The sequence below is a fragment of the Streptomyces sp. NPDC002790 genome (genome assembly GCF_040295505.1).
In the GTDB taxonomy this organism is placed as follows: Bacteria; Actinomycetota; Actinomycetes; order Streptomycetales; family Streptomycetaceae; genus Streptomyces.
In genome coordinates this window covers 39,195-54,196 of the sequence record NZ_JBEOVM010000031.1, presented here as the reverse complement: position 1 = coordinate 54,196, position 15,002 = coordinate 39,195, and the positions used below count along the sequence as shown (strand labels likewise).

The window sequence follows — 15,002 nt, the reverse complement described above, 5'->3', positions numbered from 1 at the left end:
TATGAAGGGTGCGTCAACGGCAGGCGTTGCAGGACGCCCGCCGGGCCCGTGAGTTCGAGGCGTTCGTCGCGGGCGCGGCCGGGCGGCTGCTGCGTGCCGCGACACTCCTGACGGGCGAGCCCTCGGACGACAACCCGCGCGCGCGGAAGCTGCTCACGGCCGCCCTCGGCCGAACGTACGCCTCCTGGGACCGTCTTCGGGGTGAGGATCCCTACGACTGCGCGCGCACGGATCTGGCCGCCCGGTTCGCGCGCGGCGCGTGGCGACAACATCGCGCGCGTGGCGGCGCGTTGGGGCAGCTGGGCCCCCAGGAACGCCTCGTCCTCGTGCTGCGGCTCTTCGAAGGGGTCGGCGAGGAGCAGACCGCGTCGCTGCTCGGGCTGCCCGCGGAGCGCGTCCGCGCCGTGCACGCGCGGGCGGTCGCCCTCGTCCTGCACCCGCCGCGCGGCCCCGCGCCCGCCGAACTGCGGGGAGCGGCCCGGGTATGAGTCTCCAGGAGCGCAATGAGGCGGCCGTGCGGGCCGTACTCGACGGCGGGCCCGCGCCGGTGGTGCCCGCGGAGCTGTGCGCGGACGCGATGCGCAAGGGCGGCCGCGCGCGCAAGCGGCGCAGGGCGGCGGCGCGGTTCCTGTGGTTCGTGCTGATCGTCGCCGTCGTGGCGTTCGTCGTGTGGGCGACGGTCGAGCGGCCGTGGGTGGAGCCGCCCTCGAAGACGACTCCACAGCTGACGGGTTGGTGACCTACTTGTTGTCGAGCGCCTGCTGGAGGTCGGCGAGCAGGTCGTCGACAGATTCGATGCCCACGGAGAGGCGTACGAGGTCGGCGGGGACCTCCAGGGCGGAGCCCGCGACGGAGGCGTGCGTCATCCGGCCGGGGTGTTCGACGAGGGACTCGACGCCGCCGAGGGACTCGCCCAGCGTGAAGAGCTTCGCCCGGTCGCAGACCTCGACGGCCGCCTCCTCGCCGCCCTCGACCTGGAACGACACCATGCCGCCGAACGCCTTCATCTGCTTCGCCGCGATCTCGTGCCCGGGGTGCTCGGGCAGGCCCGGGTAGAGCACCTTCGTGACGCGCGGGTGGCGGGAGAGCATGTCGGCGACGCGGGTCGCGTTCTCGCTGTGCCGGTCCATGCGGACGGGCAGCGTCTTGATGCCGCGCAGCACCAGCCAGGCGTCGAAGGGGCCCGCGATGGCGCCCATGGCGTTCTGGTGGAACGCGAGCTCGTCGCCGAGGGTGTCGTCGTTGACGACGAGCGCGCCGCCGACGACGTCGGAGTGGCCGCCCATGTACTTGGTCATCGAGTGCACGACGACGTCGGCGCCGAGCGCGAGCGGCTGCTGGAGGTAGGGGCTGGCGAAGGTGTTGTCGACGACCAGCCTGACCCCGGCCTCGCGGGCGACCTGGGCGACGGCGGCGATGTCGGTGATGCCGAGGAGCGGGTTGGAGGGCGTCTCCACCCACACGGCCTTGGTCAGCGGGGTGATCGCGGCGCGTACCGACTCGACGTCGCTGGTGTCGGCCACCGAGAACTCGACGCCCCACCGCGTCACGACCTTCGCGAACAGCCGGAACGTGCCGCCGTACGCGTCGTTCGGGATGACCACGTGGTCGCCGGGGCTGAGCAGCGTGCGCAGCAGGCAGTCCTCGGCGGCGAGCCCCGAGGCGAAGGCGAGCCCGCGCCGGCCGCCCTCCAGGGCGGCGAGGTTCTCCTCCAGGGCGGTACGGGTCGGGTTGGCGCTGCGGCTGTACTCGTAGCCGCCGCGCAGGCCGCCCACGCCGTCCTGCTTGTACGTGGAGACCTGGTAGATCGGCGGGACGACGGCGCCCGTCACGGGGTCGGCCGTGTTGCCGGCGTGGATGGCGGTGGTCTCGAAGCCGCGGGGGGTGCTGCCGCTGTGGCTGTGCGTGTCGCTCATGGCGCCCGAGCGTAGGCGCTCGGGAGGGTGCGGGTGGGGCGCGGCGCCCTTTTGCCGCCACTCCGGTTGTCGCCGCCGCGCTCGGGAACCCCGTGTCGGACCGGCACGTTAGCGTTGTTGATATGGGAATTCTCTGGGGGCTGATGGCCGCGGTCATGATCGGGCTCGTGGTGTCGCAGTTGCTGCGGCGCCGCGGCGGGATTCGGCAGGTCGCTCCGGGGTCGCCGGACGCCGCCGACCCGGCGGACTACGGGTTCATGCTTCAGGAGGACCTGGACGTCCGGCTCCCGGGGCCCGACCAGGACCTGCTCGACGTGATGTCGGTCGTGCAGCGGAACCAGGACTTCACGGCGGCCTCCCAGCTGCTCGCCGGGACCGGCAAGGAGACGGAGACCCGCTGGGAGCGCGTGCAGGCGGTCGCCGGAGCGGCCGCCCTCGAGGCCCAGCAGACGCCGCGGCTCGGCGCCGGGTGGCTGCACGCGTGGCGCTCGCAGGCGCCGAAGGACGCGGGCGGGGCGCAGGTCTTCGCCGAGTTCCTGGTGCAGCAGGCGTGGCGTGGCGGCGGCACGCCCGAAGAGCAGCGGATCGTCCTCGAGGAGGCGCGCGACGCGTGCGACCAGGCGGCGCTGCTCGCTCCCGGCGACCCCGTCCCGCACATCACGCACCTCGCCGTCGCGCGCGGACTCGGCTACTCGCAGGCCGAGTTCGAGCAACTGTGGCTGAAGATCCTCGACACCGCGCCCGGGCACATGGGCGCGCATCTGGCGGGCCTTCGGTACTGGACGGAGAAGTGGCACGGCTCGCGCGAGCAGGCCTTCTCCTTCGCCGAGGCCGCCGCCGCGCGCGCCCCGCGCGGTTCGCTGCTGGCGGCGCTGCCGCTCTTCGCCCTCTACGAGCACGTGCCCGACGTCAACCTGGTGCGCGGCTTCTACGAGAGCGAGGTCGTCACGAAGGCGCTGCACGGCGCCCTGTTCGCGGTGCACGCGGCGCGGCCGGACGACCCGATGCTCGCGCACGTCCGGCATCTCCTGTTGTTCTTCCTGGTCCGCAGCGAGCGCTGGGCCGAGGCGATGCAGCAGCTCGTGCACATCGACGGCCACGTGGGCGCGATCCCGTGGACCGCCGAGCACGATCCGGCGGCTTCGTACGCGGTGTACCGGGCGCTGGCCGTGGCCGGTTACGAGGCGAACGGCGGGAGCCCGGCGACACTGCGGGCCTGAACTCGTCAGGTGACCAGGCCCTGGCGGTAGGCGTAGACGACGGCCTGGACGCGGTCACGGAGGCCGAGTTTGGTGAGGATGCGGGACACGAAGGTCTTGACGGTCTCCCGGCTGATCAGGAGCACCGCCGCGATCTCGCTGTTGGACAGGCCGTCCGCGATCAGCCGCAGCACCTCCAACTCCCGGGGGGTGAGCGGGAGATCCCGCTCCGGGCCGCCCTCGGCGGGCCTGATCCGGGTGGCGTACCTGCCCACCAGCCGGCGCGTCACCTCCGGGTCGAGCAGTGCCGCGCCGGTGGCCACGGTCCGGATGCCGAGCAGCAGCCGGTCCGGCGGCGCGTCCTTGAGCAGGAAGCCGCTCGCGCCCGCGCGCAGCGCCTCGTAGACGTACTCGTCCAGGTTGAACGTCGTCACCACGAGCACCTTGACGGGCTGCGGCACTCCGGCGCCGGCCAGCAGGCGGGTGGCTTCGATGCCGTCGATCCCCGGCATCCGGATGTCCATCACCACGATGTCGGGGCGCAGTCGCTCGACGAGGTCGATGGCGGTCCGCCCGTCCGCGCACTCCCCCGCCACCTCCATGTCGGGCTGCGCGTCGATGATCGTCACGAGTCCGGTGCGGATCAGCGCCTGGTCGTCGCAGACCAGGACCCGGATCGGCGCGCTCACGCCGGGCTCCCCGAAGGGATGCGTGCGCGTACGACGAAGCCGCCGCCCGTCCGGGTGCCCGCGCTGAACTCGCCGCCCAGGACGTCGACCCGCTCGCGCAGACCGGCCAGGCCCCGCCCGCTGCCGCCCGGGGAGACCGCCCGCGGCCCCGGCGCCTCGGTGCTGACCTCCACGGCTATCTCCTTCTCGCCGTGGCGGACCCGGACCGAGGTACGGACGCCGTGGGCGTACTTGAGGGCGTTCGTCAGGGCCTCCTGCACCACCCGGTACGCCACCAGGTCGGCGCTGCCGGTCGACTCCGCCGGGGTGCCCTCCTCGGTGAACTCCACCGGCTGCCCCGCCCGGCGGGTCTGCTCCACCAGCGTGCCGACCCGCCCGATGTGCGGCGCTTCGGTGCCGTGATCGGGATCGAGCAGGTCGAGCAGGTGCCGCAGGTCGCCGATGGCCTGCCGGCCGGTGTCCGAGACGGCGGTCAGGGATTGTTCGAGGCGCTCGGGCGCGGCGGTCAGGTAGCGGGCCGCCTCGGCCTGCACGACCATCGCCGTCACATGGTGGGTGACGACGTCGTGCAACTCGCGGGCGATACGGGTGCGTTCGGCGGTGCGGGTCTCCTCGGCGACGTGCCGACGGCGCTCGTCCTCCGCCTCGCGGGCGGAGCGCAGCCAGGCTCCCAGGCCCCACACCATCGCCGTCACCACGTAGAACAGCACGAACTCGCTCACCGGTTCGCCCGACCCGAGCCGGGTCAGGGCGACGGCCAGCGGTACGTACGCGACCGAGAGGGCCAGCACGGTGACGCCCCGGTGCCGTTCGAGCCGGGATCCCGCGCCCAGCAGTGCGAGGGCCAGACCCGTGCCCGCCAGCGAGTGGTAGCCGCGCAGCTGGTCGGCGGCGAAGCCCAGTGACACCAGGGCCAGACAGATCGCGGGCCACCGCCGGCACACCGTCAGGGGCAGGCACTGGAGGGCGACGGCCACGACCGCCAGTGTGTCGAAGGAGCGGCCCGGCACCCCACCGACCTGCGTGCCGTGGCTGTGCATCGACGGTACGAACGACGCGGCCAGCAGGAGCGGCCCGAGCAGGACGTACGAGGTCGTGACGTCGAACCGGCGCCACTGGAGCCGGAGTTGACGCAGCCGGGCCTGGGCGGTTCTCCGGAGACCGATCACCGGACGAGCGTAGTGGTGGCCGCGGCCGGGCCGGTACGCCGGTGGGCTCGTCACTGGCCGTCGGTGACCTGCGCGGTGACCTTCCGCACGGCCTTGACGGCAAGGTCGGGCCGGTCGACGTAGATGTAGTGGCCGCTCTTGGCGGCGGTGCTGAGCCTGCTGTGGGAGGAGAGCCCGAGCCATTCCCGCTGCCCCTTGGACCACATGTCCTCCAGGGCGGGGCCGTAGTCGGGCACCTCTGCGTACTGGCTCTCGTGCTTGATGATCTCAACGGGGAGGTCGCCTGCGGAGGCGACCTCCCCGTCCTCGATGACGTACTTCTCCGGGTTCGCGCCGCCGTTGACCGCAAGGGTCTGCTCCCGCAGCTGGCCGCCCACGCCGGTGGCCGACTTGGGGATCACCTTCGTGAAGCCCGCGTTCAGCGCCGGGATCGTGGCGTCAAGGAGGACCAGGCCCTTGACCCGGTCCTGGTGCTCGGGGGCGTAGCGGGCGGCGATCAGTCCGCCCAGTGAGTGGCCGGCCAGGACGACCGGGCCGTCACCGGCCACCCGATCGAGCACGGCGGTCAGCACGTTCGCGCTGTCCGCCTGATGCTGGACGGCCTTGGGCTTGTCGCTCGCGCCCTCGCCGAGCCGGTCGTAGGCGCAGACCCTGGCCTGCTTGCTCAGGGTCTTGCGGAAGCCGGCCATCTTGCTCATCGCGTCACCCGCACCGGCCAGCAGTATGACGACGGGCTGATCCTCGTCCGCCGCCCTGCCGGAGCAGGACACGTTCACCGACCGGCCTGTCACCTTGATCTTCTTGGTTCCGGAGAACGTCTTGCCGAGGGCCTCGTCGACGGCTCCGTCGACGGCGTCGTCGATGGACTTCTCGGCGGCCTTCTCGGACGGTGAGCTGTCCTCGCAGCCAACGAGCCCCGTACCGGCCACAGCACAGCAGAGTGCGGCCAGGGCGGTTGCCTTGAGGGTGCGCTTCATGAGGAGCTCCAAGAAGAATGGGGCGAAGTTCCGGTGACTCCGGCGATTCCGAGGCCCGGTGGCCATGCCTGAACGCTAGGGAATCGGTGATCCGGAATCGTCACCCCCGGGAGCGGACTTGCCTGTCGCTCACGTGGGGGACAGCAGCGAGCCGGTCGCGTGGGCGGGCATGGCGAAGCCCCCCTCGGGGCAGGTGAGCCTGCCGGGGCCCGAGGGGGGCGATCATGACCTCTCAGTCTCAGGTCATGAGAGTGGTGCGGGTTGCTCAGATGGTCGCCGCGTCGATCACGAAGCGGTAGCGCACGTCCGAGCCGAGGACGCGCTCGTACGCCTCGTTGACCTGGCTCGCCTCGATCAGTTCGATCTCGGCGCCGAGGCCGTGCTCGGCGCAGAAGTCGAGCATCTCCTGGGTCTCGGCGATGCCGCCGATCATGGAGCCGGCGAGCACCTTGTTGCCGCCGATGAGGGAGAACAGGTTGAGCGCGATCGGCTCCTCGGGGGCGCCGACGTTGACGAGCGCGCCGCCCGTCTTGAGCAGGCTCAGGTACGCGCCGAAGTCCACCTGCGCGGAGACCGTGGACAGGATGACGTCGAAGGTGCCCGCGAGCTCCTCGAAGGTCTTCGGGTCGCTCGTCGCGTAGTAGTGGTCGGCGCCCAGCTTCAGGCCGTCGTCCTTCTTGCGCAGCGACTGCGAGAGGACGGTGACCTCCGCGCCGAGCGCGTGCGCGATCTTGACGCCCATGTGGCCGAGGCCACCGAGGCCGACGACCGCGACCTTCTTGCCGGGGCCCGCGCCCCAGTGCTTCAGCGGGGAGTACGTGGTGATGCCGGCGCAGAGCAGCGGCGCGGCCACGTCGAGCGCGAGGCCCTCGGGGATGTGGACGGTGAAGGCGTCGGAGACGACGACCTTCTGCGAGTAGCCGCCGTAGGTGGGCTCGCCGTCCTTGCCGACGCCGTTGTACGTCTGGACGTTGCCCTTGACGCAGTGCTGCTCGAACCCGGTCTTGCAGGGCTCGCACTCACCGCAGGAGTCGACCATGCAGCCGACGCCGACCCGGTCGCCGACCTTGAACTTGGTGACGCCCGCGCCGACGGCCTCCACGACACCGGCGATCTCGTGCCCCGGCACCATCGGGAAGATGGCCTCGCCCCAGCCCTCGCGGACCTGGTGGATGTCGGAGTGACAGATTCCGGCGAACTTGATGTCGATCAGTACGTCGTGCTCGCCGACGGTGCGGCGTTCGATGGTGGTGCGCTCCAGCGGGGCCTTGGCGCTGGGAGCGGCGTATGCGGCAACAGTCGTGGTCATGGGTTCAACCCTGCGCCCGCCGGACCCGGATCGGCAAAGTATGCGCAGGTCACCGCTTTGCGTACGTTCAGTGGTCCTACTACTGGCGGGGTCAGGCTCCCGGGCGTACGACCGGGAATACTGGACAGCATGGACGAGAACGATGCGGCCGGGGAACCGGCGGCGGACCGCCCGGACCAACTGGACCGGCGCGCCGAACTGAGCGAGTTCCTGCGTACCCGGCGGGCGCGGCTCAAGCCCGAGGACGTGGGTCTCGCCTCGATGGGGCGGCACCGGCGGGTGCCGGGCCTGCGGCGCGAGGAGCTGGCGCAGCTCGCCGGGGTCTCGGTCGCCTACTACACACGCCTGGAACAGGGCAACGGGCGCAATGTGTCGGCGGAGGTGCTCGACGCGATCGCGCGCGCCCTGCGCCTCAGCGACACCGAGCACGCGCACCTCGTGCACCTGGCCAGACCGACGCGGCAGCGCCGTGCGTCGCCGGCGCCGAAGCGGCAGCAGCAGGTGCGGCCCGCGCTGCGCCACCTGCTCGACTCGCTGGAGGGCGTGCCCGCCTACATCGGCGGGGCGCGCTCGGACATCCTGGCCTGGAACCGGATGGCGGCGGCCCTGTTCGGCGACTGGGGGCGGATGCCGCGCGCGGAGCGGAACTGGGCGCGGCTCACGTTCCTCAACCCGGACTACCGGGAGCTGTTCATCGACTGGGACTCCAAGGCGACCGACATGGTCAGCTTTCTGCGGCTGTACGCGGGCCGCAACCCCGAGGACCCGGAGCTGTCGGCGCTCGTCGGTGAACTCTCCGTCAAGAGCGAGGAGTTCAGGCGACTGTGGGCCACGCACGACGTGAAGGAGAAGGGCCACGGGGTGAAGCGGATGCGGCATCCGCTGGTGGGTGAACTGACGCTCGCGTACGAGACGTTGCACTTGCCGGATGATGACGGGCAGTTCTTGTCCGTGTACCACGCGGAGGCGGGGACGGCTTCGGCGGAAGGACTCCGCTTGCTGGCGAGTTGGGGGGCGGATGCCGCGTTGCGGGAGAAGTTGTAGACGCCGCGGGGCGCTGCCCCGGACCCCGCGCCTCAAACGCCGGCGCGGCTTGAATTGGGGCTAAGAGCGGTACGGCGGCGCCGCGCCCCACGTCCAGTGGGGTACCGGTTGGTCGGTGGGGCGGGTGGTGTTCGGGGCTGAGAAGTAGGTGGCCAGGCGGGTGCCCCATTCGATGTACGCGAGGAACGCGGAGCGGAACTCGGCGTCCGTCGGGAGGCCCGCCTCGTCGGCGGCGTCCTGGATGAGGTTGACCCAGCGGCGGCGCTGCGGCTCGGTGATGCCCTTGCCGATGTGCATCGCCACCATGTGGCTGTGGCCGCCGAGCTGTTCGGAGTAGGCCGAAGGGCCGCTGAAGACCTCGCCGAGCCAGAGGGCGACGTGTTGCGCGTGTTCCGCCGGGAGGTCGGCGAAGAGCGGGCCGAGGAGGTCGTCCTTCACCACCTTCGCGTAGAAGGCCGAGGTGAGGCGATCGAACGCCTCGGCGCCGCCCGCCCATTGGTAGAGCGTGGGTTCCGAGGAGCCCGTGCCGCGCACCGTGGTCGGCGCGTAGTGGCGCATCTCGTCGATGTACCCGACGTAGGGGCGGATCGCGGTGAGGTACTCCGGGAAGAGCTCGGACGTGCGGAAGCCCTTCAGGTGGTCCTCGGTCGACGTCCACTCGATGCGCAGGACGTAGTGCTCGAAGTCCTCTTCGCAGCGGGTGAGTTCGTACGAGACGCAGTACGGGGACGCCGAGAGTTGCGTTGCCGCGTGGGTGTATGCGGCGAGGAATTCGGCGGAGCGGGGCTCGGGGATGTGGTAGCGGATGTACTCGATGGTGCCGGATCGAGTCGTCATGGCTTCAGCCAAGCACCGACGTGCTCCCGCGGCCAGCGTCGGGGTTGCGGTTGCGGGGCTCCGCCCCGGACCCCGCTGCTCAATCGCCGCAGGGGCTTAATCGGCTAGTCCGCTGTCACTGGACGGTCCTCTCTCAGTTCAGAGAAGAGGAGTTGTGACTTCTGTTTGTCCCAGAGGATGACGCTGCCCTTGGAGGTGGCCAGGCCCAACGTACCGACAGGGACGCCGAGTTGTTGGCCCTGGCCCGAGGACACCGACTGCATCGACTTGAAGAGGCTGGTCAGTTGGGGGATCTTGGTGGACTTGTCGACGATGAGTGTGTCCAGGCCCGCGCCCGCGGTGCCGTACATCGTGGACGGGTTCATCAGCACCCCGGGCGACGCCGCCTTCTTGGCGAGCGCGGAGAGGAACTTCTGCTGGTTGCGGGAGCGGCCGAGGTCGCCCTCCTTCTCCTGGTGGCGCTGGCGGACGAAGCCGAGCGCCTCGCGGCCCGTCAGGTTGTGGCAGCCCTTGGCCAGGTCGAGGCCCGCCTTGTCGTCGACAATGTGCCGGTCGACGCACATCGGCACGCCGCCGACCGCGTCGACGATGCCGACGAACCCGGCGAAGCCGATCTCCGTGTAGTGGTTGATCCGCAGCCCGGTGTTCAACTCGATCGCGCGGACCAGGAGTTCGGGGCCGCCGAGCGAGAACGCCGCGTTGAGCTTGTTCTTCGCCGGCTTGTGGTGGATGCCGGTCTTCGGGTCCACGTACGGCGGGATGGTGACCCAGGAGTCGCGCGGCAGGCTCATCAGCGTGCTGCCGTGCGCGCCCGTGTGCAGCACCATCATCGAGTCGGTGCGGCGCCCCTCGGAGCCCAGCTCGGAGCCGGTGTGCAGGTTCTTGGTCTGCTTCTCGCTGAGGCCCTCGCGGCTGTCGGAGCCCACGATCAGGTAGTTCGTGCCCTTGCCCGGGGCGGCCCGCGTCGGGAGCGAGGCCAGGTCGACCTCGCCGTCGAGCCGGGTGCCCGCCCACACGTACGTCCCCGCGCCCGCGAGCACCGCAAGCAGTACGAGCAGGCACAGGCCGCGCACCACGAGCCCGAGCTTGCCGCGCCGCCGCCTGCGCTTGGGCTCGCGTTCGCTGCGCTTGTAGCTGCCGTCGGCCCGCCCGCCGGGCCTGTTGGCCGGCACCGGGTCGTACGGGTGGTGCTCGACCTCGTACTCGCCGTACGGGTACGGCGTCGGGGTGTGGGCGCTGGGGTTCACGGTCGTCACCTCGCGACCGGCAGGTCCGGCTGTTCGGCCGGCCTGACGATGTGCTGGGCCGCCGCGGCGGCCGTTCCGGAACGGTGCATGCGCTGCCACTTCAACCGGCTGCCGCCGACGAAGGCCACCACGGACTGGATGACCACGAGGTACATCAACTGTCGGTACACGAACAGCTGGAGGGGCAACGACCAGAGCGTGCGCCTGCGCTCCCCGTCGAGCTTCAGGGCGTATGCCGCGACGACCATCTGGAGGGCGAGGAAGCCCAGCCAGGCGGCCACGGACGTGACCGTGTCGCCGGCGAACACGGCGCTGTAGAACATGAAGACGTCGATCATCGGGGCGAGCAGCGGCAGCACGACCTGGAAGAGGAACAAGTAGGAGAGGCCGCGCCGCCCGAAGCGGCCCGCGGGCCCGACCTCCAGGACCGCGCCCCGGTGCTTCCACATCGCCTGGAGGGTGCCGTAGCACCAGCGGTAGCGCTGGCGCCACAACTGCCGCAGGGACGTGGGGACTTCGGTCCAGGCGATGGCCGTCTCCTCGTACACGACCCGCCAGCCGGCCCGCCACAGCGCCATGGTGAGGTCGGTGTCCTCGGCGAGGGTGTCCTCGCTCAGGCCGCCGACGCCCATCAGCGCGTCGAGCCGGAAGGCGCCGATCGCGCCGGGCACGGTCGTCATGCACTCCAGGACCTCGAACATCCGGCGGTCCAGGTTGAACCCGAAGACGTACTCCAGATGCTGCCAACGGCCGAGCAGGCGCTTGCGGTTGCCGACCTTGGTGTTGCCGCTGACCGCGCCGACGGCCGGGTGGGCCAGCGGCTGGACCAGGCGCTGGATCGCGTCGGCCTCGAAGACGGTGTCCGAGTCGATCATCACGACGTACGGGCAACGGGTGTACTTCAGGCCGTGGTTGAGGGCCGCCGCCTTGCCCGAGTTGGGCTGGCACAGCACCTGCACGCGCGCGTCACGGGCCGCGTACTCACTCGCGATCCGCACCGTGCGGTCGCTCGACCCGTCGTCGATGACGATGATCTGCATCGGCTGGTGGGTGGACGCGAGCAGCGAGCGCAACGTCGCGCCGATGCCCGCCTCCTCGTTGTACGCGGGGACGAGCACGGTCACCGGGTCGCGGATCTCGCGCAGCCAGGGCGAGCCGGGGCGGAACCGTTCGAGTCGTCTGACGTGCGCGCGGGCGAACAGTACGAGGACGAACAGGCGCAGCACGCCGAGCCCCGCGGCGGCGAGGAGCACCCACGAGATGGCCGAGACGAAGCTGCGGCCGAGGGTCTGGAACCAGATCAGGCCCTGCCCGAGCCAGCGCACGGGCGCGGCCACCTCGGACGTCGCCGGCCGGTTCGTCTGTGCGCCCTCCGTGATGGTGGCGAAGTTCTGGGCCCGCGGGTTCGCGAGCAGTTTCTGCGTCTCGCGGTAGCCGAGCGAGGTCTGGCTGAGCTGGCGCACCAGGCCGTCCCGCACCCGCTGCCCGGACCGGTCGGCGGCGACGAGGGTGTAGCCGGCGGCGGACGCGGCCTGCGCGGCGGGCCACTCGCCGCCGCACATCGTGGCGACGGTGGTGGTCATCGGCATCCGCAGGAGCGTGGTGTGGAAGCCGCCGCTGCCTGCGAACGCGCTCTGGGTGAGCCCCAGTTCGAGCTTTTTGCGCACCGTGGACGAGCTGCCCATGTCGGCGCCCGTGTAGGTGTTGGAGCCGATGTCGTGCCCTTCGGCCCTGATCCGCTCGACCAGCTTCGGGTGCTGCGCGGCCTTCGCGCCGTTGAGGAAGAACGTGGCGTGCGCGTGGTGCTTCTTGAGCAGCGCGAGCAGCTTCGGCGTCGCCTTCGGGTAGGGGCCGCCGTCGTAGGTGAGTGCGACGGTGCCGGGCCGCATCGAGGCGCTGTGCACCCGGCCGCCGTCGATGGACAGCACCGGGCCCGCGCCGGAGGCCGACGCGGGCACGGGCTGCGTACAGGCAGGCTTCTCCTTGGCGCCGTCCACCTCGTTCTGGGTCCAGCCCTGGAAGAGGAGGGCGCCGAACAGCACCGGCAGCGTGAGCGCGAGCAGCAGCCAGTGCGCCCGCGGATCCCTCGCTTGTTTGTGCCGTGCCCCCATCAGGCGTCGGCGCCGGCGTCGCCGCCCGGCCCGCCCCGGCTTCGACGAAGCGACCACATTCGGTGCCCGTTCTCCACGTTCCACTCACACATGAGAGGCGAGTGTATTGATGTGACCGGTTGAGAATTGGGGCATTGGCAAACATCTGGGACCGGAGTGCCAAGTGACAAACGGCACACCTTCCGTTTCGAGTACAACCCTTTGCTCGATACGTGTTCACTGTGACGCCACCTGTGAGGTGTCCGGGTCACCTGCGGGGCGTCCGCGTCAGGCGGCCGAGGCGTTCTCCGTGACCGTGACCCGTCCCTTGCTGATCGTCACGAGGCGGGGTGCCTTCCGCGCGATCGACGAGTCGTGGGTGACCATCACGAAGGTCGGCCCGTGCTCCTTCCAGCGCTCCTCCAGTACGTCCATGATCTCGTCGCGCATCGACTCGTCGAGGTTGCCCGTGGGCTCGTCGGCGAGCAGCACCTTCGGGTTCTTCACCAGGGCCCGCGCGATGGCGACGCGCTGCTGCTGGCCGCCGGACAGCTCCGCCGGCAGATGCCGCAGGCGCTCCCCGAGCCCCACGGACTCCAGCGCCTGCGCGGACCGCTCGCGCCGCTCGGCGCCCTTCAGGCCGAGCGGCACGAGGGCGGTCTCGACGTTCTCCAGGGCGTTGAGCGTAGGGACGAGGTTGAAGGACTGGAAGACGAAGCCGATGGACTCGGCGCGAACCTTGGTGAGCCGGGCCTCCGGCAGCGTCGCCAGGTCGACGCCGTCGAGCACGACACTGCCCGCGGTGGGCCGGTCGAGCCCGCCGAGCATCTGGAGCAGGGTCGACTTGCCGCCGCCGGTCGGGCCCTGGATGACGAGCCGGTCGCCGTCGCCGATGGTCAGATCGACGCCCGCGAGCGCGTCGACGGTTTCCTTGCCGCGCCGGTACCGCTTGGTGACGCCGGTGAGCTGATACATGGTGCAACTCCCGTACTACGTAAGGTGATGGGCGTGACCGGGGGTACTACTCGACGCGGCGCAGCGCGTCCGCCGGGCGCAGCCGGGAGGCCCGCCAGCCGCCGAAGGCGCCGGCGATCAGGCCGCCCGCGACGGCGAGGCCGACCGCGAGGGCGATGGTCGTGCCGGAGACGGGCGCGCTGAGCGCGATGTCGAGGGTCTTCGCCCCTCCCCCTGCCGCCTGACGCATCCCGCCGCCACCGCCACCACCACCGAAGCCGCCGCCCATGCCGCCACTGCCGCCCGCGCCGCCGCCCGCCGAACCGCCGAGCTGTGCGGACAGGGTGGGGCTGATCGCGGTCACGACGTACGCGCCCGCGAGCCCGACGGCGATGCCGAGGACGCCGCCGATCAGCCCGTTGACGACCGCCTCACCGACGACCTGCCGTGTCACCCGGCCCGACGTCCAGCCGAGCGCCTTGAGCGTGCCGAACTCCCGTACCCGCCGGGACACCGCGGAGGACGTGAGCAGCCCCGCGACCAGGAAGGCGGCGACGAGCACCGCGATCGACAGCCACTTGCCGACGTTCGACGCCAGGTTCGAGGCGGTCGAAAGGGAGCCCGAGACGGTGTCGGCGAGGTCGGCGGACGTGGTGACGGTGGTGCCGTCAATGTTCTTCTGGATGGCCGTCTTCACGGCGTCGATCTGCTGCGAGTCGCTCGCCTTGACGTAGACCGTCGTCACCTTGTTCTTGCTGTCGGCGAGCGTCTGGGCCTGCTTCAGCGGCACGTAGAGATTGGCGGCCGCGTCCCCGCTGTCGGCGGTCGCGACGCCGATGACCTGGTACTTGGCGCTCTTGACCGTGACCTTGTCGCCGACGGCGAGCTTCTTCTCCTTCGCGTACGAGGAGTCGACGACGGCGACCTTCGCGTTCGTCTCGGAGGTCTTGAAGCTCCGGCCCTTGGTGATCTTCGAGGAGGTCAGCGGGCCGAGTTTCTGCTGGGTGACGTCGGTGCCGTACACGGAGAAGGAGTTGACGTCGAAGTTGGCGCCGCCGCCCTGGACGCGGCCCTGCGGTTGACCGCCCTCACCGCCTCCGCCGGGGCCACCGCCCTGCGTGCCGCCGCCGCTCTCGTCCTGCTTGAACCGGCCGCGCGTGAACTGGCCGCTGACCTTCATCACTTGCAGGCTGAGCCCGCCGACGGTGTCGGCGACGCCCTTCTGTCCTGCGACCTTCGTGACGGTGGAGTCGGCGAGGGTCGTCATGCCCTGCACCATCACGCGGTCGCTGGACTGCTCTTTGTCGCCGGAGTCGCTGTCCTTGGCGTCGAAGTCGAACTTCGGGCGGCCGGTGTCGCCGGACTTCGGCGCGCTCGCGGCCTTGGTGACGGTCATGTCCGTGCCCAGGCCGTACAGCGACTGCAGGACCTTGTCCTGCGCCTTGGTCATCCCGGCGGACACCGAGCCGACCACGATGACGAGCGCGATCCCGAGCGCGAGCCCGGAGGCGACGACGAGCGCCGCTCTTCTGCGGCGGCGCAGTTCACGCCGGAGATAGGTGAAGAACATC

14 protein-coding genes are annotated in these 15,002 nt (G+C 70.9%); 4 read left to right on the top strand and 10 right to left on the bottom strand.

The genetic code is table 11. The features are described from left to right. Window positions 1-8: 8 nt before the first annotated feature. Window positions 9-488, top strand: a complete 480-nt coding sequence (locus ABT004_RS16935; protein WP_351337020.1) for a sigma factor-like helix-turn-helix DNA-binding protein — start codon at window positions 9-11, stop codon at window positions 486-488. Then, window positions 485-739 (top strand): hypothetical protein, encoded by a 255-nt coding sequence (locus ABT004_RS16930; protein ID WP_351337017.1) that lies wholly within the window; start codon window positions 485-487, stop codon window positions 737-739. Before ABT004_RS16935 ends, ABT004_RS16930 begins: the two co-directional genes overlap by 4 nt. Window position 740: 1 nt before the next feature. Here ABT004_RS16930 and ABT004_RS16925 read toward each other — a convergent pair whose 3' ends face one another. Then, the gene (locus ABT004_RS16925) at window positions 741-1,916 is read right to left on the bottom strand and encodes a cystathionine gamma-synthase (protein ID WP_351337014.1); all 1,176 of its coding nucleotides are present in this window, start codon (window positions 1,914-1,916) and stop codon (window positions 741-743) included. A 122-nt stretch (window positions 1,917-2,038) separates the two neighbouring features. Here ABT004_RS16925 and ABT004_RS16920 point away from each other — a divergent pair, with 122 nt between their 5' ends. Beyond that, the gene (locus ABT004_RS16920) at window positions 2,039-3,136 is read left to right on the top strand and encodes a hypothetical protein (protein ID WP_351337012.1); all 1,098 of its coding nucleotides are present in this window, start codon (window positions 2,039-2,041) and stop codon (window positions 3,134-3,136) included. A 5-nt stretch (window positions 3,137-3,141) separates the two neighbouring features. On the opposite strand, the gene ABT004_RS16915 is transcribed toward ABT004_RS16920, so the two are convergent. From ABT004_RS16915 to ABT004_RS16900, 4 genes are all read right to left on the bottom strand, one after another. Next, window positions 3,142-3,804, bottom strand: a complete 663-nt coding sequence (locus ABT004_RS16915) for a response regulator (protein WP_351337009.1) — start codon at window positions 3,802-3,804, stop codon at window positions 3,142-3,144. After that, window positions 3,801-4,973: a sensor histidine kinase gene (locus tag ABT004_RS16910; RefSeq protein ID WP_451189682.1), complete on the bottom strand. Its 1,173-nt coding sequence runs from the start codon at window positions 4,971-4,973 to the stop codon at window positions 3,801-3,803. The genes ABT004_RS16915 and ABT004_RS16910 overlap by 4 nt, the downstream gene beginning before the upstream one ends. A gap of 50 nt (window positions 4,974-5,023) precedes the next feature. Then, window positions 5,024-5,950: an alpha/beta fold hydrolase gene (locus ABT004_RS16905; protein WP_351337007.1), complete on the bottom strand. Its 927-nt coding sequence runs from the start codon at window positions 5,948-5,950 to the stop codon at window positions 5,024-5,026. Window positions 5,951-6,215: 265 nt separating this feature from the next. Beyond that, window positions 6,216-7,259, bottom strand: a complete 1,044-nt coding sequence (locus ABT004_RS16900) for an NAD(P)-dependent alcohol dehydrogenase (RefSeq protein WP_351337004.1) — start codon at window positions 7,257-7,259, stop codon at window positions 6,216-6,218. 129 nt (window positions 7,260-7,388) lie between these two features. Between ABT004_RS16900 and ABT004_RS16895 the strand changes: the two genes are divergently transcribed. After that, complete coding sequence (locus ABT004_RS16895) at window positions 7,389-8,303, top strand: MmyB family transcriptional regulator (RefSeq protein ID WP_351337002.1); 915 nt, start codon at window positions 7,389-7,391, stop codon at window positions 8,301-8,303. 60 nt (window positions 8,304-8,363) lie between these two features. Here ABT004_RS16895 and ABT004_RS16890 read toward each other — a convergent pair whose 3' ends face one another. The 5 genes from ABT004_RS16890 to ABT004_RS16870 form a co-directional block, all read right to left on the bottom strand. Then, window positions 8,364-9,140, bottom strand: coding sequence for a globin domain-containing protein (locus ABT004_RS16890; protein WP_351336999.1), 777 nt, complete (start codon window positions 9,138-9,140; stop codon window positions 8,364-8,366). A gap of 104 nt (window positions 9,141-9,244) precedes the next feature. Beyond that, entirely contained in the window at window positions 9,245-10,387 is a 1,143-nt protein-coding gene (locus ABT004_RS16885; RefSeq protein ID WP_351336996.1) for an LCP family protein, read from the bottom strand. 5 nt (window positions 10,388-10,392) lie between these two features. After that, window positions 10,393-12,498 carry a bifunctional polysaccharide deacetylase/glycosyltransferase family 2 protein gene (locus tag ABT004_RS16880; protein ID WP_351336993.1) on the bottom strand — a complete coding sequence of 702 codons (2,106 nt, stop codon included), beginning with the start codon at window positions 12,496-12,498 and terminating at the stop codon, window positions 10,393-10,395. A gap of 267 nt (window positions 12,499-12,765) precedes the next feature. Further along, window positions 12,766-13,452, bottom strand: coding sequence for an ABC transporter ATP-binding protein (locus ABT004_RS16875; protein WP_351336990.1), 687 nt, complete (start codon window positions 13,450-13,452; stop codon window positions 12,766-12,768). Window positions 13,453-13,498: 46 nt separating this feature from the next. Continuing rightward, window positions 13,499-15,001, bottom strand: coding sequence for an ABC transporter permease (locus ABT004_RS16870; protein WP_351336987.1), 1,503 nt, complete (start codon window positions 14,999-15,001; stop codon window positions 13,499-13,501). Window position 15,002 lies beyond the last annotated feature (1 nt).

Bases quoted from the DNA above. Each gene is read 5' to 3' on its own strand.
- ABT004_RS16875 (WP_351336990.1), bottom strand. From the start codon at position 13,452: ATGTATCAGCTCACCGGCGTCACCAAGCGGTACCGGCGCGGCAAGGAA.
- ABT004_RS16895 (WP_351337002.1), top strand. From the start codon at position 7,389: ATGGACGAGAACGATGCGGCCGGGGAACCGGCGGCGGACCGCCCGGAC.
- ABT004_RS16925 (WP_351337014.1), bottom strand. From the start codon at position 1,916: ATGAGCGACACGCACAGCCACAGCGGCAGCACCCCCCGCGGCTTCGAG.
- ABT004_RS16870 (WP_351336987.1), bottom strand. From the start codon at position 15,001: ATGTTCTTCACCTATCTCCGGCGTGAACTGCGCCGCCGCAGAAGAGCG.
- ABT004_RS16880 (WP_351336993.1), bottom strand. From the start codon at position 12,498: ATGGGGGCACGGCACAAACAAGCGAGGGATCCGCGGGCGCACTGGCTG.
- ABT004_RS16920 (WP_351337012.1), top strand. From the start codon at position 2,039: ATGGGAATTCTCTGGGGGCTGATGGCCGCGGTCATGATCGGGCTCGTG.
- ABT004_RS16890 (WP_351336999.1), bottom strand. From the start codon at position 9,140: ATGACGACTCGATCCGGCACCATCGAGTACATCCGCTACCACATCCCC.
- ABT004_RS16930 (WP_351337017.1), top strand. From the start codon at position 485: ATGAGTCTCCAGGAGCGCAATGAGGCGGCCGTGCGGGCCGTACTCGAC.
- ABT004_RS16900 (WP_351337004.1), bottom strand. From the start codon at position 7,259: ATGACCACGACTGTTGCCGCATACGCCGCTCCCAGCGCCAAGGCCCCG.
- ABT004_RS16905 (WP_351337007.1), bottom strand. From the start codon at position 5,950: ATGAAGCGCACCCTCAAGGCAACCGCCCTGGCCGCACTCTGCTGTGCT.